19 protein-coding genes and 1 pseudogene are annotated in these 23,793 nt (G+C 64.2%); 4 read left to right on the top strand and 16 right to left on the bottom strand.

Features of this window, described 5'->3' with window-relative positions:
* Positions 1-15: 15 nt before the first annotated feature.
* The 8 genes from SO140_RS02240 to SO140_RS02205 all read right to left on the bottom strand — a co-directional run bounded on the left by SO140_RS02240 (position 16) and on the right by SO140_RS02205 (position 9,272).
* Entirely contained in the window at positions 16-1,056 is a 1,041-nt protein-coding gene (locus SO140_RS02240) for a 2-hydroxyacid dehydrogenase (protein WP_449377340.1), read from the bottom strand.
* Positions 1,049-2,629 carry an FGGY family carbohydrate kinase gene (locus tag SO140_RS02235; RefSeq protein WP_449377341.1) on the bottom strand — a complete coding sequence of 527 codons (1,581 nt, stop codon included), beginning with the start codon at positions 2,627-2,629 and terminating at the stop codon, positions 1,049-1,051. The genes SO140_RS02240 and SO140_RS02235 overlap by 8 nt, the downstream gene beginning before the upstream one ends.
* A 2-nt stretch (positions 2,630-2,631) precedes the next feature.
* A complete protein-coding gene (locus tag SO140_RS02230) occupies positions 2,632-3,741 on the bottom strand; it encodes an ABC transporter ATP-binding protein (protein ID WP_498542293.1) in 1,110 nt (369 codons plus the stop codon).
* 19 nt (positions 3,742-3,760) lie between these two features.
* Positions 3,761-4,867, bottom strand: coding sequence for an ABC transporter ATP-binding protein (locus tag SO140_RS02225; protein ID WP_449377342.1), 1,107 nt, complete (start codon positions 4,865-4,867; stop codon positions 3,761-3,763).
* A gap of 3 nt (positions 4,868-4,870) precedes the next feature.
* Positions 4,871-5,728, bottom strand: a complete 858-nt coding sequence (locus tag SO140_RS02220; protein WP_449377343.1) for a carbohydrate ABC transporter permease — start codon at positions 5,726-5,728, stop codon at positions 4,871-4,873.
* Positions 5,729-5,744: 16 nt separating this feature from the next.
* Complete coding sequence (locus tag SO140_RS02215; RefSeq protein ID WP_449377423.1) at positions 5,745-6,671, bottom strand: carbohydrate ABC transporter permease; 927 nt, start codon at positions 6,669-6,671, stop codon at positions 5,745-5,747.
* 128 nt (positions 6,672-6,799) lie between these two features.
* Entirely contained in the window at positions 6,800-8,239 is a 1,440-nt protein-coding gene (locus SO140_RS02210; RefSeq protein WP_449377344.1) for an extracellular solute-binding protein, read from the bottom strand.
* A gap of 22 nt (positions 8,240-8,261) precedes the next feature.
* A complete protein-coding gene (locus tag SO140_RS02205) occupies positions 8,262-9,272 on the bottom strand; it encodes a sugar-binding transcriptional regulator (RefSeq protein ID WP_449377424.1) in 1,011 nt (336 codons plus the stop codon).
* A 160-nt stretch (positions 9,273-9,432) separates the two neighbouring features.
* Here SO140_RS02205 and SO140_RS02200 point away from each other — a divergent pair, with 160 nt between their 5' ends.
* From SO140_RS02200 to SO140_RS02190, 3 genes and pseudogenes are all read left to right on the top strand, one after another.
* Positions 9,433-10,713 (top strand): FGGY-family carbohydrate kinase, encoded by a 1,281-nt coding sequence (locus tag SO140_RS02200; RefSeq protein ID WP_498542255.1) that lies wholly within the window; start codon positions 9,433-9,435, stop codon positions 10,711-10,713.
* The gene (locus SO140_RS02195) at positions 10,710-11,579 is read left to right on the top strand and encodes a TIGR01459 family HAD-type hydrolase (RefSeq protein ID WP_449377346.1); all 870 of its coding nucleotides are present in this window, start codon (positions 10,710-10,712) and stop codon (positions 11,577-11,579) included. The genes SO140_RS02200 and SO140_RS02195 overlap by 4 nt, the downstream gene beginning before the upstream one ends.
* Positions 11,580-11,588: 9 nt before the next feature.
* A pseudogene (locus SO140_RS02190) lies at positions 11,589-12,613 on the top strand (class II aldolase/adducin family protein).
* A gap of 10 nt (positions 12,614-12,623) precedes the next feature.
* Here the strand turns inward: SO140_RS02190 and lhpI are convergent.
* The 3 genes from lhpI to amaB all read right to left on the bottom strand — a co-directional run bounded on the left by lhpI (position 12,624) and on the right by amaB (position 16,581).
* Positions 12,624-13,595, bottom strand: coding sequence for a bifunctional Delta(1)-pyrroline-2-carboxylate/Delta(1)-piperideine-2-carboxylate reductase (gene lhpI / locus SO140_RS02185; protein ID WP_498542254.1), 972 nt, complete (start codon positions 13,593-13,595; stop codon positions 12,624-12,626).
* 133 nt (positions 13,596-13,728) lie between these two features.
* Complete coding sequence (locus SO140_RS02180; RefSeq protein ID WP_498542253.1) at positions 13,729-15,009, bottom strand: NAD(P)/FAD-dependent oxidoreductase; 1,281 nt, start codon at positions 15,007-15,009, stop codon at positions 13,729-13,731.
* A 6-nt stretch (positions 15,010-15,015) separates the two neighbouring features.
* Positions 15,016-16,581, bottom strand: a complete 1,566-nt coding sequence (amaB, locus tag SO140_RS02175) for an L-piperidine-6-carboxylate dehydrogenase (RefSeq protein WP_498542252.1) — start codon at positions 16,579-16,581, stop codon at positions 15,016-15,018.
* Between the two features lie 250 nt (positions 16,582-16,831).
* On the opposite strand from amaB, the gene SO140_RS02170 reads away from it, so the two are divergent.
* Positions 16,832-17,728, top strand: a complete 897-nt coding sequence (locus SO140_RS02170; protein ID WP_449377351.1) for a LysR family transcriptional regulator — start codon at positions 16,832-16,834, stop codon at positions 17,726-17,728.
* 618 nt (positions 17,729-18,346) lie between these two features.
* Here SO140_RS02170 and SO140_RS02165 read toward each other — a convergent pair.
* The 5 genes from SO140_RS02165 to SO140_RS02145 form a co-directional block, all read right to left on the bottom strand.
* Positions 18,347-18,982 carry a response regulator transcription factor gene (locus tag SO140_RS02165; RefSeq protein WP_027521051.1) on the bottom strand — a complete coding sequence of 212 codons (636 nt, stop codon included), beginning with the start codon at positions 18,980-18,982 and terminating at the stop codon, positions 18,347-18,349.
* Positions 18,983-19,127: 145 nt separating this feature from the next.
* Entirely contained in the window at positions 19,128-19,757 is a 630-nt protein-coding gene (locus SO140_RS02160) for a response regulator transcription factor (RefSeq protein ID WP_449377352.1), read from the bottom strand.
* Positions 19,758-19,850: 93 nt separating this feature from the next.
* The gene (locus tag SO140_RS02155) at positions 19,851-20,660 is read right to left on the bottom strand and encodes a sensor histidine kinase (RefSeq protein ID WP_449377353.1); all 810 of its coding nucleotides are present in this window, start codon (positions 20,658-20,660) and stop codon (positions 19,851-19,853) included.
* Between the two features lie 370 nt (positions 20,661-21,030).
* Positions 21,031-22,293 carry an arginine deiminase gene (arcA, locus tag SO140_RS02150; RefSeq protein ID WP_498542251.1) on the bottom strand — a complete coding sequence of 421 codons (1,263 nt, stop codon included), beginning with the start codon at positions 22,291-22,293 and terminating at the stop codon, positions 21,031-21,033.
* A 28-nt stretch (positions 22,294-22,321) separates the two neighbouring features.
* Positions 22,322-23,755, bottom strand: coding sequence for a basic amino acid/polyamine antiporter (locus SO140_RS02145; RefSeq protein ID WP_449377355.1), 1,434 nt, complete (start codon positions 23,753-23,755; stop codon positions 22,322-22,324).
* Positions 23,756-23,793 lie beyond the last annotated feature (38 nt).

The following is a 23,793-nucleotide window of genomic DNA, read 5'->3' as shown; positions in this document are numbered from 1 at the left end:
AAACACCTTTCGTCTTCAGCAAGGGTTGAGCGGCGGCTCGCCGGCGAGATAGCGGCGCACCTCCTCCGCGGCCTGATTGGCGGCAATGGTGACGGTGCGCAAGGAGGCGCCGGCGATGTGCGGTGTCAGCGTGACGTTCGGCAGTTGCAGGAGCCGCCAGTCCGGCGGCACCGGCTCGACCGCAAACGTGTCGAGCATGGCGCCACCAAGGCGCCCCGAGGACAACACCTCGAAGAGCGCCTGGTAGTCAACCAGCGGGCCGCGCGCCGTATTGATCAGGAATGCGCCGGGCTTGACCCGCCCGAGCGCCGCGCGATCGATGAAGCCCGTCGTCTCGCCGGTGACCCGCGCATGCAGGCTGATGACGTCGGCGCGCGCCAGCAGGTCGGCCAGGCCGACATGCTCGACGCCGTCATTGCGGTCCTGCGCGCTGAGCTGGACGTAGGGGTCGGCGACCAGGATCTTGCAGCCGAACGCCTTGAGCAGCTTCACCACGCGGGTGCCGATCGCGCCGTAACCGACGATGCCCACCGTCATCTCGCCGAGCTCGCGACCAGTGCGGTCGGCGCGATAGAGATCGCCTCGCCATTCGCCGCCGCGCAAGGATTCGTGTCCGCTGCGGATCAGGCGCGTCTCGGCAAGAATGGCTCCGATGGTGAACTCGGCCACCGCGCTGGCATTGCGACCGGGTGTATTGACCACGACCACCCCGTGATCGCGCGTAGCCTGCATGTCGATATTGACGGGACCGCCACGCGAGACCGCAATGAACTTGAGATTCGGCAAGCGCTCCAGCATCGATCGCGAGATCGGTGCGAGGTGGGTCACGAGCAACGCTGCGTCGCCGATGAACTCGGCGACCTCGTCCGGATCGCCCATGAACTCCTTCAGCCCATCGAGCTTCGAGCCGGCATAGCCATGCTCCATCGGCTCGTCCGGCCAGGGCTGCTCCAGAAGGCGAATATCAACGCCGCTCCCGCAGGCCGCGTTGATCTTCTCGGCGAACACCGACGGCAGCATGAAGCGGTCACCGACGATGGCGATGGAGCTAGACATGACCGGCTCCAGCACGCAGCGCGGCAAGTTGCTTCCAGACCGGTCGCGACGCCAGCCTCGCCTCCAGGTAGGCCGGAAACATTTTCGCATAGCGCGCGGCCAATGCGGCATCTGGCGTTTGTCGTTCGTTCAAATGCGGTCTCACCCAATCCTCGGCACAACTGGTCATATCGGAATAAAGGCCGGTTGCGACGGCCGCAATCATCGCAGCGCCAGCCGCACCGGCTTCGCCGCGGCCACAGACGCGCACATCGCATTCAAGCACGGCCCCGAGGATAGTCCCGAGCGCGCGGCTGCGCGCTGCGCCGCCGGTGATCCGCACCTCGCCCGGCAACGCGCCCATCGCGGCATAGCAATCGCGGGCGGCGAAGGCGAGCCCCTCCATCACGGCGCGCATCAGGTCCCAATAGCCGTGACGCGACCGCAGACCGATGAGTTGGGCGCAAGCCTCATGGGCAACGAAGGGCCCGCGCTCGCCGGCATCGGAGATGAAGGGATGAAACAAGAGCTCGCCGGCCTTCGCCGTCAACACCTTCTCGTCCAGACGACGGATCAGATCGGCACGCGAACGCACGACGCCCTCGGCGGCGAGCAGATCGCGCGCGAGATCAAGCAGCCAGTCGATGTTCAGCGTTGCCGCCATGTTGGACTGCATCTGCGTATAGTGACCAGCGACCGGGAACGGCATGGTGTAGCCGGTCGCCTCCGCGTTCAGCGTGACCGCGTCGGCGCTGGTGGCAAGGCGCATGTGCATGCCGGTGGACCCGATGATGGTGCAGCCGACATCGGGTGAAGGATCGTAGAGGCCCGCGCCCAGCGCGTTGCAGACGACGTCGACATAGCCGAGCGAGACCGGCACGCCCCCGGGCAGTCCGGTCTCAATCGCGGCAGCCGCACTCAGCGGATGTGTCGTCGTGACCCCGTCGATGACCTCGGGAAACAGGGCCGCACTATCGGCGATGCCGATCAGCCGCGCTGTCTCCGCATCAAAGCGGCGCTTGCGGAAATCGCCACACGTGAAGGTCGATTCCGACGGATCGGTCGCACGCTGGCCGGTGAGCAGGAAATAGAGCCAATCCTTGCAGTGGAAGGCAGTCCTGGCCCGGGACAACGTCTCGGGCGCATGCGCTTGCAGCCAGGCGAGTTGCGGCCCCTGCTGGCAGGCGTTGAGCCCGGAGCCGGTGCGCCGATAGAGCGCGACATTGCGCTCGCTGGAGCGGATTCCCTCGACAAGGCCGGCGGCGCGGGAATCCAGCCATAGCAGCGCCGGCGCAACCGGGCGGCCATCATCATCGATCAGCCAGGTGCCATCGCCCTGCCCTGTGACCGCAATGGCCGCGAGACGCTGGGAAATATCCGGCACCGCCGCCACCAGGCCGCGCAATGCGGCGACCGTGTCGGTCCAGGTCCGCGACATGTCCTGCTCGACGCGGCCTCCGGGTGAGGTCGTGTATGTATTGGGCAGAGAGAAATCGCCGAGCTGCCGCCCGTTACGCGTGAACGCCACGGTCTTGATCAGAGACGTGCCGGCATCGATGCCGATGATCACGTCGCGCTGCGGCGAGGTCTGCATCGTCAGCTCCCCTCCGCATGGCGAATGCAGGTGCCGTCAGCGCCGAAGATGTGGAGGTGACGCGGCTCCAGCGCAAACGGAATGACGTCGCCAGGCCGCGCCGCGATCCGGTTCGGTGTCACCGCGATCAGGAGATGGCCGGCGCACTCGCCCGCGACATGCGATTGGTCGCCGAGCCACTGATTCGATACGACGCGCGCGCGGACATCGCCTGTCCCGACCGCAACTTTCTGCGGTCGGATACCAACCCGGACGTGCTTGCCCTGTTCAAGCGCGCGTTTCGCGCCCTGATCGAGCGCATCACCCGGAATCTGGAACGCGATATCGGAGCCTACCGACAGGCGGAAGCCGCCATCGGCGGGTGCAACCCCCGTCTCCAGCAGATTCATCGGCGGCTCACCGATGAAGCTGGCAACGAACAGGTTGGCCGGGCGGTTCTTCAGTTCCTTTTCGCTGGCGAATTGCTGAAGGACGCCGTCCTCCATCACCGCGATGCGATCGGCGAGCGCGCTCGCCTCGGTCTGGTCGTGGGTGACGAAGATCGCCGTCATGCCTCGCTCGGCCAGCAAGCCCTTGATCCGCCCGCGCAGCACAGCGCGGAGTTGCGGCTCGAGCTGCCCCATGGGCTCGTCGAGCAGGTAGAGGTCGGCGTCCCGCACCAAGGCACGCGCCAGCGACACACGCTGCTGCTGCCCGCCCGAGATGGCACGCGGAAAGCTGTCCAGGATATCCTCGATCTCGACCAGTCGCGCGACCGCTTCGACCCGGCGCGATATTTCGCTGCGCGAGAGCTGCTGGGCCTTGAGCGCAAAGGCAATGTTCTCGCGCACCGTCAGCGGCGGATAGAGCGAATAGCCTTCGAAGGCCATTGCCACTTTGCGCTTCGCCGGCGGCAGCTCGTCGATCCGCCGCTGCGACAGCGCGATCGCGCCCGAGGTCACGCTCTCGAAGCCTGCGATCATCCGCAAAGTCGAGGTCTTGCCACAGCCGGACGATCCCAGCAGCGCAACGATCTCGCCCTTCTTCACTTCCATGTCGAGCGCGCGTACGGCGTGAACCGGCGGCTTGCCGCGGCTGCTGTAGACCTTGTCGACATTCCTGATTTCGAGCATGGCCATGGGTCCGCTCTCCTCACGCCGCCTGACGCCGGTGCGGCAGACCAACCCGGAGCCCGGTCGCACGATCGAACAACAGCGTCGCCTCTGGCGCGAAACGGACGAAGACGCCGTCGTCGGCACTCGCCATCGGCGAATCCGGCGGCAGTGCCGCGAGCCACTCCGAGCCGTCGGCAAAGCGCAGCAGCAGCACGGCCCTTTCGTGCATCGGTGTGACCGCGACGATGCGCGCGGGAACCGCGTCTTCACTGGCTGACCGGGTGATGACGAGATCATCGGGGCGAACGCCGAGCCAGCACTGACCGAGGTCGGCTGCCTGCTGATCCACGGGATCGAGCCTGACTCTTGTCCCGGCAATTTCGGCCGTCAGGCCCGCCTGTTCAGTGTGGGGTGTGACTTCGGCAAGATTGATGCTGGGATCACCGAACAGGCGCGCCACCGCCACGGACGCCGGCCGGGCGTAAATCTCTTCGGGGCGCGCGACCTGGACGAGACGCCCCGAGATCAACACCGCGATGCGGTCCGCAATCGCCATGGCTTCACGATAGTCCTGGGTGACGTAGAGCACCGCGGCAGAGCTGCGGCGCAACAGGCTCGGCAACTCCAGCCGCATCTCGTAGCGTAGCTTGGCGTCGACGTTGCGCAAGGGATCGTCGAGCAGCAGCACCTCCGGATTGCCGATCAGCGCACGCGCCAGCGCCGTGCGCTGCTTCTGCCCGTTCGACAATTCGCGGGGCATATGACCGAGCACATGCTCGATCTTCAACAACCGGCTGATCGACGTGACCCGCGAAGCCAACTCTCGTCCCTTGGCCTTCGCCCGCAGACCACTCGCAATGTTGTCCTGCGCGCTCATGTGCGGGAACAGCGCAAAGTTCTGAAAGGCCATGCCGATGCCGCGCTGCTCCGGCGGCGCGCCGACGATCGATCGCCCACCGACCAGGATATCTCCCTCGTCGGGCTCGAACATGCCCGCGATCATGCGCAGCAGCACGGTCTTGCCGCTGCCCGATGGCCCGAACACCGCGACGATCTCGCCGGGCTCGACCGCCAGCGACAGGTTGTCGGCGCAACGCACCGCGCCGAAAGCCTTGCCGACGGAATTGAGTTCGAGACGCGCCATGTGTCAGCCTTTCACCGCGCCGAGCGAGAGCCCCTCGACCAGATAGCGCTGCGCATAGAGCGCGAGCAGCAGCGTCGGCGTCACCGAGAGGACGATAGCGGCCGCGATCTGCCCGTACTGGATGCCGGAGGCCGTGACGAAGGCCAGCGCGCCCACGGTCACCGGCTGCTTGTCGGCGGAGGCCAGGATCAGCGCGAAGACGAAATTGTTCCAGCAGAAGATGAAGGACAGCAGACCCGCGGCCGCGATGCCGGGACCAGCGAGCGGCACCGCAATGCGCGTAAAGGCCTCGCGCCAGGAATGACCGGCAAGCCGATAGGCGTGTTCGATGTCCGGGCTGATGTCCTCGAAATAGCCACGCACGATCCAAAGAATCAGCGGAAGCGCGATGAGCTGATAGACCCAGACGATACCGAAATACGTGTCGCTGAGCCCGAGCTGCTGGTAGTAAAGTGACAGCGGCAGCAGGACGAGCAGAGGCGGCGCGAAGCGGAATGACAGCAGCGTGAACGCGATGCTTTCGCCGAGCCTGAACTTGAACCGCGCAAAGGCATAGGCCGCGGGTACGCCGAGCAGCAGGGCCAGGAGCACCGCCGCGCTCGATAGCACGAAGCTGTTCATGAGATTGCGCATGAAGGAGATCTCGAGATTGCCTGCGGTGGTGCGCAGCTGGCCCGAGATCAAGGCCTGGTAGTTGGAAAGCGTCGGCTCGAACAGGATGCGCGGTGGAATCCGCAGGATCTGCTCATTCGTCTGGAACGACATCATGAGGATCCAGACGATCGGGAACATGAAGAAGATCAGCACAAGCGCCAGCGCCACGCCCCGGAAGATGCGACCCGCGAGACTGGAATGATCCATCGCCGCCTCCTCAGCCTTACGCGTGACCGTGGGCGCGTGCGCGCAGCCGCAGCCAGTTCTTGATGAAGATATTCGACAGGATGTTGGTAATCAGCCACAGGATCATCAGCAGCGCCGCCGAGCGGCCGACATTGGTGTACTGGAAGAATTCGAGATAGGCCTGGACCTGGAACACCATCAGCCGGTCGCCGGGCCCGCCTTGCGTCATCGCATAGATGATGTCGAACTGCTGGATGGAATCGAGCAGGCGGAACAGCGAGGCCGTGATGATGTAGGGCGCGAGCATCGGCAGCGTGATGCGGAAGAACACGAAGCTTGCCGGGACGCCGTCGAGCGCCGCGGCCTCGAACGGCTGGCGCGGCAGCGAGCGCAGGCCGGCGAGCAGCAGGATCATGATGAAGGGCGTGTAGACCCAGACATCGACCAGCACGACCGTGAACAGCGCGCTCGACGGGTCCGACGCCCATTTGAAGTCGTGCACGCCGAGCAGGCTGACCAGATAGGACAGGATGCCGAAGCTCGGATTGGTCATCAGCTTCCACATCAGCGCGGCGATTGCGGGCGCGGTCATCAGCGGCAACAGAAGCACAATCGACACCGCGTTATGGAAGCGCGTCGGCCGCCGCAGGAGCAGCGCGATGCCAAGGCCGAGCAGAAGCTCGAGCACCACCGTCAAGGCGGTATAGACGAGCGAGATGCGCAGCGTATTCCAGAACGCGGGATCGGAGAGGAAGTCGATGTAGTTGTCGACCCCGATGAAGCCCCGCAAGTACGGCAGGTTCAGCCGGTAGCGCTGAAGCGAATAGACCGCGGCCGTCACGAACGGCACGAGGATGGCGATGCAGACGAGCAGAGCCGGCAGGCTCAGCAGGTAAGGCAACATGCGCCCGCGCAGCTTCATGGTGCGGCGCGGAAGCGCAGAGGTCTGAAGGAGTTGAACCATGCTCATGATGATACGGGATCACATACTCACTGCAACACCGCCGGCCCGGATCGGGTAGCGCTCCGAACCGGCGGGTTGTCGTGGCACGGAGGAATTGAGGCACCACGAAAGGTGTCAACCGAGCTGGCCTAACCTAGACCTGCCTGCTTCAGCTGACGGTTGATGCTGTCGGCGAGCTTGTCGAGGCCTTCGTCGACGCTGATCTCCTTGGCGACCATCTTCTGGAGCGAGGCCGCCCATTCGGTGGTCAGGTCGAAGAACAGCGGCTGCGCCGTGAAGTAGATCTTGGCGCCCGGGGCCGAGACGTCATGCTGCTCCAGATAGCCGGGATAGGATTTCGCGATGCGGTCGCGGAACTCTGAGTCCTTCCAGACCGAGGCGCGCACCGGGTTGACGAAGTCCATCTTGCGAGCGCCGAACAGATCGTGCTCGACGGAAGCTGCCCATTGCATGAACACCCAGGCCGCATCTTTCTGCTTGGAGAAGCTCGACATTGCGAGCGACCAGATCCAGACGTTCGGCGTCGGCGCCTTTGCGGCCGGATTGGCGGCAAACGGCGCGTAGCCGAGATTGCCCTTCTCCTTGTTGTCGCCGCCGTTCATGAAGTAGCCGAGAATGTCGGCGTCGAAGATCATGCCGGATGCGCCGGCGCCGAGGTCGGTGCCGACCTGATACCAGGTGTAGGTCGACCAGTTCTTCGGACCCGAGCCCTGGATCATCTTGACCCATTTCTCGTGGAAATCCTTCGAAGCCTTGGTGTTCATGGCGGCCTTCAGCTTGCCGCCTTCCATCACAAAGTCCTTCTGGCCGAAGTTCGAATAGGCCGAGAGGAAGCCGGGATGGATGGTCGCCCAGGATCGCGAGCCGCGCACGCCAACGCCGTAAGGCCCGCCCGCATCCTTGGTGATCTTCGCGGCCACCTCGAGCATGTCGTCGAGGTTCTTTGGCGGCTTGACGCCGACCTTGTCGAAGATGTTGCGATTGTAGGCGATGTTGTTGAGCTCGTAGCCCCAGGGGATGCACCACTGCTTGGCCTTGCCCGAGCCGAGTTCAGAGCCCGCAACGCCGTCCCACGCGGTCGATGAGCGCAGGCCGGGCAGCACATCGTCCCAAGCGAAGGCCGGATTGGTCTTGGCGGGATCCTTGATGTAGGTGTTGAGATCTTCGATCCAGCCGGCCGGACCGTAGGTCCAGGTCATGTAGGCGCCGGTCATGAAGGCGTCGTACTGATCCGACTTCGAGGACAGTGCCGCGGTCACCTTGTCGAAATAGACGTCCTCCGGGAAGATGTCGTAAGTGACGTTCATGCCCGTCAGCGTCTTGAACGCTTCGAGATCGCCGATCATGGCATCGACGTAGGGATGCTTGTTCAAGAGCAGCTTGACGGACTTGCCGCTATAGGCCTTCCAGTTGAAGTCCGCGGCCATTGCCCGCGACATCGCAGAGGCGAAGCCTGCATTGGCCGCTGCGCCGGCGATGCCGAGCTTGGCGGCCCCATCCAGTAGATCACGCCGGCTGATACGTTTGCCGGCGTAGGAATCGAACAGATTCTTCTCGCGGTCGTGCATTGCAACCTCCCATGGTGCGCGTTTACGTTCCCTTCCGACTCTTGTTCTTGGTTTTGCCGGATGTTGCCTCCGGCTTGTCGGTAGCGAGTGCCTGCGCTGTCACCTCATCGATGATGAGGCCGTGCAGGAGGCCGCTGCGTAAAACTGCGCGCAGCGCCGTGACTTTTGCCAGTCCGCCGCCGATGGCGACGATGCGGTGATTCCGCAAATCCGCCGCCTCCATCGAGGTGGCGCGCGCCGAGAGGTCGATGTCGAGCATCTCGCCATCGGCGTTGAAGAAATGGCCGAGCAGATCGGCGCAGGCGCCTTCCCGCTTCAGGTCCACGACCTCGTCCGGCCTGATCATGCCGCTCGAGACCAGAAAGCCCTCGGCGTGGATCTGGCCGATGCCGACGAACAGCAGCGAGGCCTTGCGGGCGAGAGCGAACACGTCGGCGATGCCGTACTGCTGCATCAGCACGGCGCGGTCGGCGACGGAATTGGCAAAAACGGGAACCGGCAGAAGATAGGCCTCCGCGCCAGTGCGCTCGGCGAGGCGATGGATGACGTCGAACGGATTGGCGGCGAATTTCCGCGTCAGTCCGCCAAGCAGCGACACGAATTGCACCCCGCGGGCCGGCGTCTGCGGCAATTGCTCTACCATCGCGGCGAGCGTGCGGCCATGGCCGACGCCGATGATCTTGTGCTCGCCGCGCTCGAGGATCTGTCGCAGGAAGCTGGCACCCTCCAGCGCCAGCGCCTTCAGCGGCAGATCGCCCTCGCCGAGATCAGGCGCGACGCGGCAGAAGGAGAGCCCGTAGCGCTCGACCAGTATGTTCTCCAGCGCGACGCATTCGGCGACCGGCCCTTCCACGAAGACCCGGATCATGCCCTCGCGGCTGGCGCGCGCGATCAGCCGGTGCGCCTTGGTGCTCTGGATGTTGAGGCGGTCGGCGACCTCCGACTGAGTCAGTCCGGCGGCGAAATAGAGCCAGGCCGCGCGTGTCGCGAGCGACGCTTCGCCGTCAGTCGTCGCCAGCCTGTCCGGTTGCATCACCACGGCGAAAAAGCCCGCTTGCAAATTTCTTCACATCTTGCAAAAAATTGCAGAGGCCGGCCGGGACGTCAATCCCCCAAACGTGCTGCAGTGCAATCGCGGCGGTGATTGTGATCTGGACCGCGATCGTCAGAGTGCCAAAGAGAGGTGAGATCCGATGACGGGTATGTTCCTCGGCATCGACGTTGGAACCAGCGGGGTGCGCGCCTGCGCCATTGATGCGCGCGGCGACATCCAGTGCATGGAAGCGGCCACCCTGCCCCCGCCGCGACAGGACGGTCATGCGATCGATCAGGATCCGGAGTTATGGTGGCACGCGAGCGTCGTTGCGATCAGCAAGCTCGGACGCAGCATCGATCTCGAAGCCGTCGAGCGCGTGTGCGTTGACGGCACGTCCGGCACGCTGCTCCTAGTCGACGCGGCCGGCCGTCCTTGCACGCCGGGGCTGATGTACAACGATGCCCGCGCGACAAAGGAAGCCCTGCACATTGCAACGGTCGCCCCGGAGGAAAGCGGCGCTCACGGCGCCAGCAGCGCATTGGCGAAACTGCTTCACTTGCTGGGCCACAGCGAAGCGAGAGACGCGCGCTTTGCCGTGCATCAGGCCGATTGGATCGCCGGACGGTTGGCCGGAAACCACGGCGTCAGTGACGAGAACAACGTCCTTAAACTCGGCTACGATCCCGTCACGCGCAGCTGGCCGGCCTGGCTCGATCAGCTTGGCGTGCCCCACAGCCTTTTGCCGCGCGTGTTGGTGCCGGGGACACCGTTTGCCGAGATCGATCCGGCGATTGCCTCGGAGCTCGGCGTGTCGAAAACGGCGCGCATCGCGGCCGGCACCACCGATGGCGTCGCCGCTTTCATTGCGACGCGCGCAGATAGCCCCGGCGATGCCGTGACCTCGCTCGGAACGACGCTGGTCGTCAAGCTGCTCGCGACGCAGCCGATCTTCGCCGCCGATCAGGGCGTCTATTCGCACCGGCTCGGCGAGCGCTGGCTCGCCGGTGGCGCCTCCAATTCGGGCGGCGGGGCGCTGCTCGCACACTTTTCGGCCGCAGAGATGGAACGGCTGACACCGCAACTGCGGCCGGAGAAGCCAACCGGGCTCGACTACTATCCGCTGCCAAAACCCGGCGAGCGCTTCCCGATCGCCGATCCGTCACTGGCCGCACGGATCACGCCGCGCCCGGCGGAAGATCATCGCTTCTTCCAGGCGCTGCTCGAAGGCATCGCCTCGGTCGAAGCCCTCGCCTATCAGCGTCTCGCTGCGCTCGGAGCACCGCGACTGCGCCGCGTCGTCAGCATTGGCGGCGGTGCGAAGAACCCGGCATGGACCGAGATCAGGCGCCGCGCGCTCGGTGTTGCCGTCACGACGGCCGAGCAAACCGAGGCAAGCTATGGCGCTGCGCTGCTGGCCTTGCAAGGCAGCCCGTCATGAGAGCCGGCACCATCGAAATCGATGCGTTGAGCGCGATCGCCGACCGGTTCGATCACGTGCTGCTCGACCAATGGGGCACGCTTCATGAAGGCGGCACCGTCTTTCCGGCCGCGCGGAACTGCGTGGCAAGACTCAAGGCGGCAGGAAAGCGCGTTCTGGTGCTGTCGAACTCCGGCAAGCGTGCACACAGCAACGAAGAGCGGCTTGCAAGGCTCGGCCTGCCGCCGACGGCCTATGACGGCATCCTGACCTCGGGCGAAGTGACCTGGGCGGGCTTGCGGCAGCGCTCACGCGCCCCGTTCACCGATCTCGGCCGCTCCTGTTTTCTCATCACGCGCGGCGGCGATCATTCCGTCGTCGACCGTCTTGACCTTTCGATCGCGACCGAGATCGAGAAAGCCGATTTCATCCTGCTGGCCGGGCTCGATGACGACGTCGCCGAGCCCGAGCATTGGCGAGCGCGCTTCGCAGCGGCGGCAGCGCGACAGTTGCCGATGCTGTGCGCCAACCCTGATCTGACCATGTTCAGCGCAAGCGGGTTGATCCCGGCGCCGGGCGCGCTGGCGCGGTTCTACGAGAAACTTGGCGGCGCCGTGGCATTCGTCGGCAAGCCGCACCCACCGATCTTCGAGGCGGCGCTGGAGCAACTCGGCCATCCCGATCCGCAGCGCGTCCTGATGATCGGCGATTCTCTCGATCATGATGTCGCTGGCGCACGGGCCAAGGGAATGCTGACCCTGCTCCTCGGTGCCGGCGTGCACCGGGACGCGCTCGCAGGCGCGCCCGATCTGCCGGCGGCGATCCGCATGCTGGCGGGATCGCAGGAGATGACACCGAACTGGCTGATGAATCACTTGACCTGGTGAGGCCCCGCGATGCGTGCGCCTGCGCAACTCGATGAACTCCGCGATATGTCGGCCCGCGTCGGCCGCAACATCCTGCTGGTGCAGGGCGCCGGCGGCAACTCCTCGATCAAGGATGGCGACGTGCTCTGGGTGAAGGCATCCGGCACCTGGCTTGCGGATGCGGAAGCCAAGGACATCTTCGTCCCGGTGTCGCTCGGCGCAGCGCGCGCCGCGCTCATGCAAGGCGACGAAAAGGTGCCTCTTGCCCCCGACGCGAACACGACGCTGCGCGCCTCGAGACCTCGCTCCACGCGCTCATGCCGCATCCGGTCGTGTTGCACGTCCATTCGGTCAACACGATCGCCTGGGCGGTGCGGTCCGACGCACGCGAGGAGCTTGCCAGGCGCCTCGACGGATTGGCATGGCGCTGGCTCGACTACCATCATCCGGGACTTCCGCTGGCAAAGGCCGTCAATGATGTTCTGGCGGAGGATGCAGTAGATATCCTGATCCTCGGCAACCACGGGCTGGTGGTCGGCGCCGAAAGCTGTGCGGCCGCGGAAGCGCTGGTGGATGAGGTGGAGAGACGGCTCGCACTCACCCCGCGCAGTGCGATACCCGCCGATGATGAGGCACTGCGCTCAATCTGCGCCGGCACGGACTATCGTTCGCCGAAAGACCCGCTCTGCCACGGCGTCGCGATCGACCGCTTCAGCCGGGCCATTGCAACCAGCGGCTCGCTGTATCCGGACCATGTCGTCTTTCTCGGTCCCGGCCTGCCCGTGCTGGACCATGGCGAGGATCTGCGCATCCAGACGTCGCGAGGCCGGGCGGACCGGCATCCGCCTCCGGTTGCCCTCCTCGTTCCCGGCCTCGGCTGCATCATTCGCAAGGATGCAAGCGATGGCGCCGAGGCCATGCTGACCTGTCTCGGACTGGTGACCTGCCGTGTGCCTCTGACGGCAGAGGTCCGCTATCTCTCGGCGGAGAACGAGCATGCCTTACTGAATTGGGACGCCGAGCGCTATCGCCAGCAATTGACCGCCGATCGCTGAACTGAACCGGTCAGGCGCGAATTCTGGACTCCCACCCACCGACGAGGAGCGAGGCCGCCGCGAGATCCTCGGAAGCCGCGCCGACTGACTTGAACAGGGTGATCTCGTTCTCCTCCAGACGTCCGGGCCGCGCACCGCTGGTCAGCTCATGCAGATCACCACAGATCCTGGCGGCGTCCCAACGTCCGGCCGCGATCGGCTGGAGCAGGTCGCCGGCTTCCGCGAGCGCGCCGCCATAGGTATCGACGAAGACGCGGCTGCGGCAGACGGCCTCGTCGTCGCTCTCGCGCATGTTGCGGGTGAATGCGCCGACGAGATCGAGATGCGTGCCTGGCCTCAACTGTCGGCCGAGGACGATGGGCTCGACCGAAGTCGTCGCGCAACTGACGATATCCGCCTCGGCCAACACCGCCGGCAGGTCGGCAACCGCCTCGGTGGTGAACCCTTGGCCAGAGATATCGCCAACAAAGCCCTGCGCGCGCTGCGGATTGCGGCCCCAAACGAGCACGCGCTCGATCGGCCGCGCGGCACGATGCGCAGCGGGCAGGCAGGCCGCGATGCGACCCGTGCCAATGACCAGCAGAGTCTTGCTGTTCGGGCGCGAGAGATAGCGCGAGGCAAGCGCGGAAGCTGCGACGGTCCGCCGATTGGTCAGTGCCTCGCCATCGATCAGCGCACGCGGCTGACCGGTCGCGCCGTCGAATAGCGTGTAGAGCGACGACACCGCGCCCAGGCCGCAGGACGTGTTCGCAGGGAATACCGTCACGAGCTTGACCCCAAGCGCCTTCCCGCGCTCCCAGGCCGGCATGGTCAGGAGATGACCGGGCGCGTCGGAGGTTCCGACGTCGTAGCTCTGCCGAACCGGCATCGCCTCGCCGCCACGCCGAAAGGATTCGGCCAGCGCGTCGATCAGTCTGGCATAGTCGAGGCCGGCCTCGACCTCGGCGGCGGTATAGTAGCGCAGCAAGGCATCCTCTTTCATGGTTCGACGGCTTAAAGCATGATCTGGAAAAGTGTGAAGCGGTTTTCCCTCGCGACAAACGCGGAACGCGTTTGCACGCAGATCATGCTAACAACCTAAAGCGCAATGACGATCATCCCAATCTCATCGCGCTTTAGAGCCGCGCTTCGGTCAGATGAACGAGCTGGGATCCAGCGCGATACAGAGCCTCCTGCGCGAGGCGGAAACGCGGCTCCTCGCAAGATGCGACCGGCAGCGGAAGATCTTTTTCCGTGACGTGGCCAAGCACATAGGATGCCAGCACACCGCCAAACACCGTGCCCGGCGCGATGCCCCGACCGTTGTAGCCGCTGAAGGCAATGACGTTGCGGTCGAGCTTGTGAAAGCGCGGCAGATTGTCCGAGGTCATGCCGATCATGCCGAACCAGCCGGCCTCGAACCTGATTTCGGCAAGCTGCGGAAACAATTTTCGCAGCGAACGAATGGCCCACGCTCGGTGGATGGCGGCACCCCTGCCCTCGAGCGCACCGACGCTGCCAAACACCAGCCGGCCCGCGCGGTCGAAGCGGAACGAGGAGAGCACCTGCTTGGTGTCCCAGGCGCCCTGCCGTCCCGGCAGGATCGACGCCTTCAGATTATCCGACAGGGGCTCGGTCGCGAAATTGAAGTAGGGCAGATGAACCTGCTCCTGCCGAACCTGCGACCACGGTCCCTGCGCGTAGGCATCGGTGGCCACGATCACCCAATCCGCGCGGACCGATCCTGATTTCGTTTCGATCGTCCATCGCGAGCCGTCCTTCGCAGCGAGAACGGGACTTTGGGTGAATATCTTCGCGCCCGCACCGAGCGCGACACGCGCCAGGCCGCGGACATAGGCGAGCGGCTGAATGGTGCCGGCGCGCTTGTCCAGCAGCGCGCCGGCATAGTCGCCGCCGCCGATCTTGGCACGCGTCTCCTCGGCGTTGAGCACCTCGACGGGCGCACCGCGCCGCTGCCATTGCTCCGCGCGGGCCTTGATCTCCAAAAGGCCCTTGCTTCCGACGGCGCAGTGCAGCGTGCCCGCGCGCTCCGGCTCGCAATCGATGCCGTGCTTTTCGATGAGATCGAACACCTTCTGCGGTCCGTGACCGAGGAGATCGATCAGGCGCTCGCCAAAGGTCTGCCCCAGCGTCGCGGTGAGAATGTCAGGCATGACCCACATGCCCGCATTGACGAGACCGACATTGCGCCCCGATCCGCCGAACCCGATTTCCGAGGCTTCGAGCACGGCGACGCGCGCGCCTTGCTCGGCGAGATGAAGCGCGGATGAAATGCCGGTATATCCTCCGCCGATGACGACGACGTCGACGTCCAGCTCGCCCACGAGCGGCCTGGTCTCGGGCGCAGCCGGGGCCGTCAGCGCCCAAAGACCGTGCGATCGGGGATCATCCTGCATCAGGTCTCACACCACGTCGAACTTGACGCCCTGGGCCAGCGGGAGTGTCCGGCCATAATTGATGGTGTTCGTGGCCCGGCGCATATAGGCCTTCCATGCATCGGACCCGGACTCGCGTCCACCGCCGGTTTCTTTCTCACCGCCAAAGGCGCCGCCGATCTCCGCTCCGGACGGACCGATGTTGACGTTGGCGATCCCGCAATCGGAGCCGCGCGCCGACAGGAACGTCTCGGCTTCGCGCAGGTCGTTGGTGAAGATCGACGAGGAGAGCCCTTGCGGAACGGCATTGTGCAGTTCGAGCACGGAATTCAGATCGCTGTATTTCATCACGTAGAGGATCGGCGCGAAGGTCTCCTGCTCGACTGGCCCCGTCTGCGCAGCAATCTCGACCAGCGCGGGACGAACGTAATGCGCATCCGTGGCTCCCTCGACGGCAACTCGCTCGCCGCCGTGAATGGCGGCCCCCGCAGCCTTCGCGGCCTCGAGCGCGCCCTGCATCGCACGATAGGCCGTGCCGTCGATCAACGGACCAACCAGCGTGCCGGCTTCCAGGGGACTGCCGACGGAAACAGATGCGTAGGCCCGCTTCAGCCGCGGAACGAAGCTGTCATACACGCTCTCATGGACAAAGAGACGCCGAAGCGTCGTGCACCGCTGGCCGGCAGTTCCCATCGCAGCAAAGGCAATGCCGCGCAGCGTCAGGTCGAGGTCGGCCGTCGGCGCGACGATCGCCGCATTGTTGCCGCCGAGCTCGAGGATTGCGCGCGCGAAGCGCTTGGCGAGCCGCGGTCCCACGGCGCGGCCCATCGCGGTCGAGCCCGTAGCCGACACCAGCGGGACCTTCGCATGATCGACAAGCAGCTCGCCGAGGTCGCGGCCGCCAATCAGCAGCGCCGCAAGTCCTGCAGGCGCGCTTCCGCCTTCCGTCGCAAACCGCGTCAGCGCGCGGTCGAACAGCGCCTGCGTCGCCAGCGCCGTCAGCGGGGTTTTCTCGGACGGCTTCCACACGATGCTGTTGCCGCAGACGAGTGCCAGCGCCGCGTTCCATGCCCAGACCGCGACCGGGAAATTGAAGGCGGAGATGATGCCGGTCACGCCAAGCGGATGCCAGCTCTCCATCATCCGGTGCTCGCCGCGCTCGGTGGCGATGGTCAGGCCATAGAGCTGGCGGGACAGCCCGACGGCGAAGTCGCAGATGTCGATCATCTCCTGGACCTCGCCGAGGCCCTCGGACACGATCTTGCCGACCTCGATCGACACCAGTCGGCCCAACGCCTGCTTATTGGCACGCAACTCTTCGCCGAACAGCCGGACCAGCTCGCCGCGCTTCGGTGCCGGCACGAGCCGCCAGACCTGGAAAGCCGCATGCGCCTTCGCAATCAGCGCGGCGGCATCGGCGGCGCTGACTTCCCTGACCTTCCCGACGATCCTGCCGGTGATCGGCGTCTGCACGGCGAGCGTGCCTTCCGTGAAGCTCACGCGGCTCACGCCGAGGTCGGTGAGGAGCCTGTCGACCTCAGTGGCAAGATCGGCGGTGTGAGCTTGTGTCTGAGGGGCTGATATGACGGACATGACAGGCTTTCCGAAGTCGACGTTGAATTGAATGGCGCGGCCGTTGCGTCTGGCTGTGAGCGCGCCGGCTCTTTGATCGAACTGAAGTGGCACGCTGGTCAATGGCTAATTCTCGTCAGGCCGCAGTCGGGAACCGGCCGGGACTGCCACAATAGTCATGCGAAATTAGCATGAAGTATTCGAAGTATTCTTGCCTTTTCAACGCCCGGAAACGACAATTATTCAATAGATCATTCCATTCTGGAATAAGATGCAGCCGACCCGCCGCTTCCTGCCGTCAACCGCCCTCCTCGCCGCGTTTGAAGCGGCGGCGCGCACCGGCAGCGTGACGCTGGCAGCCAAAGAGCTCAGCCTGACCCAGGGAGCCGTCAGCCGGCAGATCAAGTCGCTAGAAGAGCAGCTCGATGTCGAACTCTTCGTCCGCGCGCGCCAGACCATTCGGCTGACGCCCGCCGGCGAAGCCTATGCGCGCGAGATTCGCGACGCGCTGCGGAAGATCAGCACCGCCTCGTTTAACCTGCGGGCCAATCCGAGGGGCGGCACGCTCAATCTGGCGATCCTGCCGACGTTCGGCACGCGCTGGCTGGCGCCACGCCTTCCAAGATTTCTGGCGCAGAATCCGGGCGTCACCGTCAATCTTGCAACGCGCCTGTCCTACTTCGATTTTCGTTCCGAGCCGCTGGATGCAGCGATCCATTTCGGATCACCGAACTGGCCGGGCGCCGAGATGATCCTGCTGCGCTCGGAGGAAGTCGTTCCCGCCTGCAGTCCAGAGCTCAGGAAGCAATTCCACTTTCGCACGGCGGGCGACATCAGGAAGGCATTGCTGCTCAGCATCTCGACGCGCCCGAACGCATGGGACCAATGGTTCCTTGCGCAGGGCGTTGCAGGCGCGTCAGCCCAGACGATGTATTTCGATCAGTTTGCCACGGTTGCCCAGGCGGCGATGGTCGGCGTCGGCGTTGCGCTTCTTCCCACATTCCTGATTCAGGACGAGCTGGCAAGCGGTCGCCTCGTGCGCGCACTCAACCTGCCAATGGAGAGCTCTGAACGATACTATCTGGTGTGGCCGTCTGAACGAACGCTCCACCCGCCCCTCGTCGTCTTTCGGGATTGGCTTCTCGCTGAAACGGCGGCCGATCGGTGAGCGAGTCATGAGGGGCGCTCTGATCATCACGGAGGACCAGATCGGTGAAATCTTTGCCGCCAACCGCCGTGCCTGGACGATCACAGGCTGAGCAGCACACGAGCGGTCATCTCCAACCTTGCTCTCCAATCTCGCGCGTCACGACGCTTGCCGCCAGCCTTAACGAAAATTCATCGACGACGGCTGCGACTCACACCGATTTGTCTACCCGCGTCAAACTGTCAGATGGATAATTTGCGCGACGCCGTAGTCGACGCCGGGCAAGTTGAACGGAGGCTAACATGCAGAGAGCAGCCACAGTGCATGTCGCAGTAGTAATCCTTATTCTGGTTGCGGCGGCCGCAGCGTATGCAAAAGGCAGCGCGCACGGCGGAGGATTGGCGGCGCCAGCCAATCCGGCGGTCCCCCCGACCCTGACGTCCAACTCGCGCCTTTTGGACTATGCACCTCTGCCCGCCGAGCGGCAGGTAACACGGAGCGAGGATCCGTCTCTTGCGAGCGACCTTCGGCCCACACGCGAAGAGAGCGACCTCGACGGCAAGCTGGCGATCTGTCGAGGCTGCTGATCGCGCTGCGTCGGGGCCCATCACCGAGATACGGCCCTCCCCAAGCGACCCTTCACGGCGCCACCAGTCTCTTGCGAATGGCATAGCGAACCAGCTCAGCCGTCGACGACATTCCGAGCTTGCGCATCGCCGAGGCGCGGTGCGTCTCGACGGTCTTCACGCTCAGCTTCAGGATGGTGCTGATGGACCTGTTGGTATGTCCTTCAGCAATGAGCTGAACCACGCTCTGCTCGCGCGAGGTGAGCAGCATGGCCGACTTGTTCTGCTTGTTGAGCTGGTAGTCGTGGAGCAGCTTCTCCAGCAGCAGGCTGGTGAAGTAAGGTCGGCCGTCGAGCAGCGCCTCGATGGCGGAAATCAGGTGGTTCCTGGCGTCCGATTTGAACAGGAACCCACGGACTCCCGCCAGGATGGCCTCGGTCAGCAGCTCCTCATTCTCGTGCATCGTCAGGATCAGCACTTCCGTGCGCACATGCAGCGCCTTGAGACGACGGCTGACCTCCAGCCCGTTCATGAGCGGCATCGAATAGTCGACGATCACGATATCGGGCCGTGTCTCCAACGCCAACGCGACCGCCTGCTCGCCATTGGTGGCCTCCCCGCTGACGATCCAGTTGGAGCGGGTTTCGACGATCGCCCGCAGCCCGGAGCGCACGACTTCATGATCATCCGCAATCACGATGCGCTTCACGACGTCGTTCCCGTATGCCGGCCCGCGAGCCCATCGGGCGATCGATGGAGGCGACCGGCAGAAACATCGAGCGATCATACCGGTCGGGGTCCAGCGGGTTATCCCACAAAACCCTGAAATCCCTCGGCGATTGTACTCAAAGGCCTCATACCTCGATCAGCCCGGCCCGCACCGCGTAACGGACCAGTCCGGCCGTCGAATTCACATCGAGCTTGCGCATCGCCGCCGCCCGGTGCGCCTCCGTCGTCTTGACGCTGAGGTCCAGGATGGAGCTGATGCCTTTGTTGCTGTAGCCCTCCGCAACCAGCTTGACGACGAGCTGCTCACGCGGGGTGAGCGCCTGCCTGCTGTCCATGCCGGGGGCCACGCCGCGATCCAGTTCGTTCTGACAGCTCCTGCTACAGAACGGCTTGTGCGCCAGGAGCGCCTCGACCGCCGCCAGCAGCAGCTTGTTGGCGTCGGACTTCAGCAGGAAGGCGCGCGCACCTGCCTGGAACGCCTCCTGCGCGAGCAGGCTGGAATTGTGCACCGTGAAGATCAGCACCTCGGTCTGAAGCGGGTATTCCCTGATCCGCCGCGCGACTTCCACCCCCGTCATGCGCGGCATGGAAAAATCGACGATGGCGACGTGGGGCTGGTTGGCGATCGCAGCGGCAACAGCCTTGCTGCCGTCATTGGCTTCAGCGACCACCTCCCAATCCGCCCGCTGCTCGAGCACGGCTCGCAAGCCCGACCGCACGGCCTCGTGATCATCTGCAATGAGAAACCGCTTCATGGCAGCGCACTCCATTTTCTTGACACGGTGGCTGCCCCAGACGCCAGGCGCGAGAGATGATTTCGGCCACCACCGGTGATCAGTTTTCTTCCTTCACGATGTGCCTGCGTGGACCCTCGCCACTGTTGTGGTCTTCCTGTTGCGTTTGCTTGCGACGAAATCGCGCGGCAACACCGCCAGCAATGTGGTGCCGGAATGTCGCGCCGCCGAGTCGGACTGGAAATGCAGAGTGCCTCCAATCTGCTGCAATCTGGCCCGCATGGCCGGAATGCCGACGCCCATCACAGCCCTCGTGCCGGATCTCGTACGGTCAGCCGGAAATCCTCGCCCGTTGTCACTGACCGTCAGTTGAAAATGGCTGCCGGTCGAGGCGATGGCGATTCTCACTTCCGTCGCCTTCGCATGACGAAAGACGTTCGTGAGGGCCTCCTGGATGACCCGAAGCAACGCATGCTGCTTGTCTCGCGACAAGCGATCGATATCCGACGAAATCCTGGTCGTGACGTGCAGGGATGTCCGCGCGGAAAATCCCCGCGAATAGCGTTCAATCGTTGCTTTCAGACCGTCGACGGTCAGATTCTGCGGGTGCAGCAGATAGGCGAACGCTCGGATTTCCCGCAGCGCTTCGTCGATCGAGGCATCAATCTCGTCACATAGCCGCGCAGCTCCAGCCGGATCATTCAGGCAGCTGCGCAGACGCATCAGGCCGAGGCTCGCGGCGATCAGATACTGGCAGGTCGAATCGTGAAGATCGGACGCGATCCGCTGCTGGATACACTCCTGGAGCGACACCAGGTTGGCGTTCGGCTGCGCGTCGGCCAGTTGTTCCTCCGGACCGATTGGCAGCCATTCCCCGACGCCGGCTCGACTTGACTCGCAGATGGGAGAGCCACGTAGCTTCACGGTACGCACTCACTTTTTGAGCGACCTCGGCATCGAAGCTCAATGCCAAGCCTTCAATGTTCCCGAACGCGAGAGTCGCTCCCTGCCCCTCGACGCTACGCCGGATGATCATCTCTGGATCAGAACCCGCGCCCTCGGGCTTGCGCGATTATACACCCCCGGGCCGGGTACACTACCAAGTAGAGCCCTGTGCGGATTGAAATCCCGAATATGTGAGATCAAGCGCACGACTGTGCATTTCGTGCCAAACCGGCCGCGGGCCGACGCTCAACATCAATGCAACAGATACTAAAAGGCCTCCGAAGATGCCTCTCTCGACGTGGCGGCGGAACCTATTCCGCCACGGTCACCGAGCGCTCAGGTCTGCCGCCTAATAGTCCACCGCATCCCGCGTGATCGGACAGGTCATGCAGTGACCGCCCCCCCGGCCACGGCCGAGTTCTGCGCCGACGATGGTGATGACCTCGATCCCCTCCTTGCGCAGCAAAGTGTTGGCGTAGGTGTTGCGGTCGTAGGCGAATACGACCCCGGGCGACGCGCAGACCAGATTGGCACCGCTGTCCCACTGCGTGCGCTCGCGCATATAGGCGCTGCCGCCGGTCTCGATGACGCGCAGCTTCTTCAGGCCCAGTGCTTCCGCGATGACCTGCACGAACGGCTTGTCGTCCTTGCGCAACTCGATGCCGGTGGCGTTGTTTGCGGGCCGGTACGAGAACGCCCTGATGGTATCGACGATGTCGGGATAGATCAGCACACAGTCGCGATCGGCGAAGGTAAACACTGTATCGAGATGCATCGCTGCGCGGAGCTTGGGCATTGCGGCCACGATCACGCGCTCGGCCGCCTTCTTCTTGAATAAGGCCGCAGCAAGCTGGCTGATCGCCTGCCGCGAGGTACGCTCGCTGAGGCCGATCAGGACGTTGCCCTTGCCGATCGGCATCACGTCGCCGCCTTCCAGCGTTGCAAGGCCATGATCCTGGGTCGGGTCACCCCACCAGACGTTGACCTTGCCTGCAAAATCCGGATGGAACTTGTAGATGGCCGTCGCGAGGATCGGCTCTTCATGCCGCGCCGGCCAAAAGAGCGAATTTAGGGTGACGCCGCCATAGATCCAGCAGGTCGTATCGCGCGTGTACAGCGTATTCGGCAGTGGCGGCAGCAGATACTCGGTCATGCCGGCTGCCTCGCGAATGAGCCGCAGCGTTTCGCCGCCATGGGCGTCCGGAAAATCGTAGGTGGAAACACCGCCGATCAAGGTTTCGGCCAGGTCACGCGGCTTGAGGCTTTCCAGATAGGCGCGCAGGTCATCGACGAGATCCGGCCCGACCTGGTTGGGAACGACCTGGTTGTCGAGAATCCATTTCCTGGCCTCGGGGATCGCGACGGTCTCGGTGAGCAGGTTGTGCATCTCGACCACTTCGATGCCGCGGTCGCGCATCTTCTGCACGAAATCGAAATGATCGCGCTTGGCGTTGTCGACCCAGAGCACGTCGTCAAACAGCAGCGTGTCGCAATTGGAGGGCGTCAGGCGCTGATGGGCGCGGCCCGGCGAGCAGACCATCACCTTGCGCAACTGTCCGACCTCAGAATGCACGCCGAATGCAGTGGAGGAATCCGAAGCTTGCTTTGCCATGGCAACTGCCTTGCTTAGAGGGTCTTGCCTAGATGGTGATGTAGCCGGTGGCCAGTCCGTGAATCCCGACCACAGCGCCGACCACAGCCACGATGAAGATGATCCATTCGACCGGCTTGAAGACCTTTGCCTTCTGCTCCAGTCGAGCCCAGAAGTACAAAACCGTACCGGGCGCGTAGAGAATGGCGGCCAGCAGCAGGTATTTCATCCCGGCCGCATAGATCAGGAACAGCGTGTAGACGACGGCGATGCCGGTGAAGATCATGTCGCGTCTGCGCTGGTCCGGACGCTTCTCATAGGTCTCGCCCCGACTGACCAGCAAGAGCCCATAGGCGGCGACCAGGAAAAACGGAATGAGGTTCATGACGCTCGTCAAATTGAGCATGAATGCAAAGGCGTCTCGCGACCAATAGGTGCTAATGACGAAGAGCTGGACGACCACGTTCGTCAACCACAGCGCCGCGGCCGGCACCTTGTTCGCGTTCTCCGTGCCGAACACCGCCGGCATGTCTCGCGTCCGGCCGGCGGCAGAGAGCACTTCGGCGCAGATCAGCGACCAGGCGAGATAGGCGCCCAACACGGAGATCAGGAGTCCAATACTGACGAAGACGGCGCCCCAATGCCCGACGACCGCCTCCAGCACCGTCGCCATTGACGGCTGGCGCATATCCGCGATCTCGGCGCGCGGGAGCACGGCATAGGGCAGCATGGTGACGAACACCATCAGGCTCGTCACGATCACGAAGCCGAGGATCGTTGCAGCTCCGACATGGGAACGCTCCCTGGCATAGCGCGAATAGACGCTGGCGCCCTCGATGCCGAGAAAGACGAACACCGTGACCAGCATGGTCGCGCGAATCTGCTCGAACAGGCTCTTGTCCGGCATGCCCTCGCCGCCCCAGAAATTGGCGCGGAACATGTCCGCCTTGAAGGCGAAGATCAGGATCGCGATGAAGACCAGGATCGGCACGATCTTGGCGATGGTGACGATGGTGTTGATCGCGGTCGCCTGCTGCACGCCGCGCAAGATCATGAAGTGGAACAGCCAGATGCCGATGGAAGCGACGATGATCGCGGTGACAGTGTTGCCATCGCCGAACACGGGAAAGAACGCGCCGAGCGTCGACTTGATCAGCACCCAGTAGGAGACATTGCCGATGCAGCTCCCGGACCAGTAGCCGAGTGCCGAGAGGAAGCCCGGATAGTCGCCAAATCCCGCCTTGGCATAGGCATAGACGCCGGCGTCGAGATCGGGCTTGCGTTCGGCCAGCGACTGGAAAACGCGGGCCAGCGTGTACATGCCGCCGCCGGCGATGCACCAGGCAAAGATGGCTCCGAACGGACCGGTTGCGATACCGAAGGTCCGCGGCAACGAGAAGATGCCCGAGCCGACCATCGAGCCGACCACCATCGCAGTCAGCGCAAACAGCGAAAGCTTCTGGATCGATGACGTCGTAGTCATGGAGGCCTCGCGCAGTCGGAAGCGTCCTCGCCAATCGG

The sequence above is a fragment of the Bradyrhizobium sp. UFLA05-108 genome, from assembly GCF_059803455.1.
This window is presented reverse-complemented; position numbering and strand designations above follow the sequence as displayed.

Excerpts from the sequence above, each read along its gene's own strand:
- SO140_RS02240 (WP_449377340.1), bottom strand. The coding sequence starts at position 1,056 with ATGTCTAGCTCCATCGCCATCGTCGGTGACCGCTTCATGCTGCCGTCG.
- SO140_RS02235 (WP_449377341.1), bottom strand. The coding sequence starts at position 2,629 with ATGCAGACCTCGCCGCAGCGCGACGTGATCATCGGCATCGATGCCGGC.
- SO140_RS02230 (WP_498542293.1), bottom strand. The coding sequence starts at position 3,741 with ATGCTCGAAATCAGGAATGTCGACAAGGTCTACAGCAGCCGCGGCAAG.
- SO140_RS02225 (WP_449377342.1), bottom strand. The coding sequence starts at position 4,867 with ATGGCGCGTCTCGAACTCAATTCCGTCGGCAAGGCTTTCGGCGCGGTG.
- SO140_RS02220 (WP_449377343.1), bottom strand. The coding sequence starts at position 5,728 with ATGGATCATTCCAGTCTCGCGGGTCGCATCTTCCGGGGCGTGGCGCTG.
- SO140_RS02215 (WP_449377423.1), bottom strand. The coding sequence starts at position 6,671 with ATGGTTCAACTCCTTCAGACCTCTGCGCTTCCGCGCCGCACCATGAAG.
- SO140_RS02210 (WP_449377344.1), bottom strand. The coding sequence starts at position 8,239 with ATGCACGACCGCGAGAAGAATCTGTTCGATTCCTACGCCGGCAAACGT.
- SO140_RS02205 (WP_449377424.1), bottom strand. The coding sequence starts at position 9,272 with ATGCAACCGGACAGGCTGGCGACGACTGACGGCGAAGCGTCGCTCGCG.
- SO140_RS02200 (WP_498542255.1), top strand. The coding sequence starts at position 9,433 with ATGACGGGTATGTTCCTCGGCATCGACGTTGGAACCAGCGGGGTGCGC.
- SO140_RS02195 (WP_449377346.1), top strand. The coding sequence starts at position 10,710 with ATGAGAGCCGGCACCATCGAAATCGATGCGTTGAGCGCGATCGCCGAC.
- lhpI (WP_498542254.1), bottom strand. The coding sequence starts at position 13,595 with ATGAAAGAGGATGCCTTGCTGCGCTACTATACCGCCGCCGAGGTCGAG.
- SO140_RS02180 (WP_498542253.1), bottom strand. The coding sequence starts at position 15,009 with ATGCAGGATGATCCCCGATCGCACGGTCTTTGGGCGCTGACGGCCCCG.
- amaB (WP_498542252.1), bottom strand. The coding sequence starts at position 16,581 with ATGTCCGTCATATCAGCCCCTCAGACACAAGCTCACACCGCCGATCTT.
- SO140_RS02170 (WP_449377351.1), top strand. The coding sequence starts at position 16,832 with ATGCAGCCGACCCGCCGCTTCCTGCCGTCAACCGCCCTCCTCGCCGCG.
- SO140_RS02160 (WP_449377352.1), bottom strand. The coding sequence starts at position 19,757 with ATGAAGCGGTTTCTCATTGCAGATGATCACGAGGCCGTGCGGTCGGGC.
- arcA (WP_498542251.1), bottom strand. The coding sequence starts at position 22,293 with ATGGCAAAGCAAGCTTCGGATTCCTCCACTGCATTCGGCGTGCATTCT.
- SO140_RS02145 (WP_449377355.1), bottom strand. The coding sequence starts at position 23,755 with ATGACTACGACGTCATCGATCCAGAAGCTTTCGCTGTTTGCGCTGACT.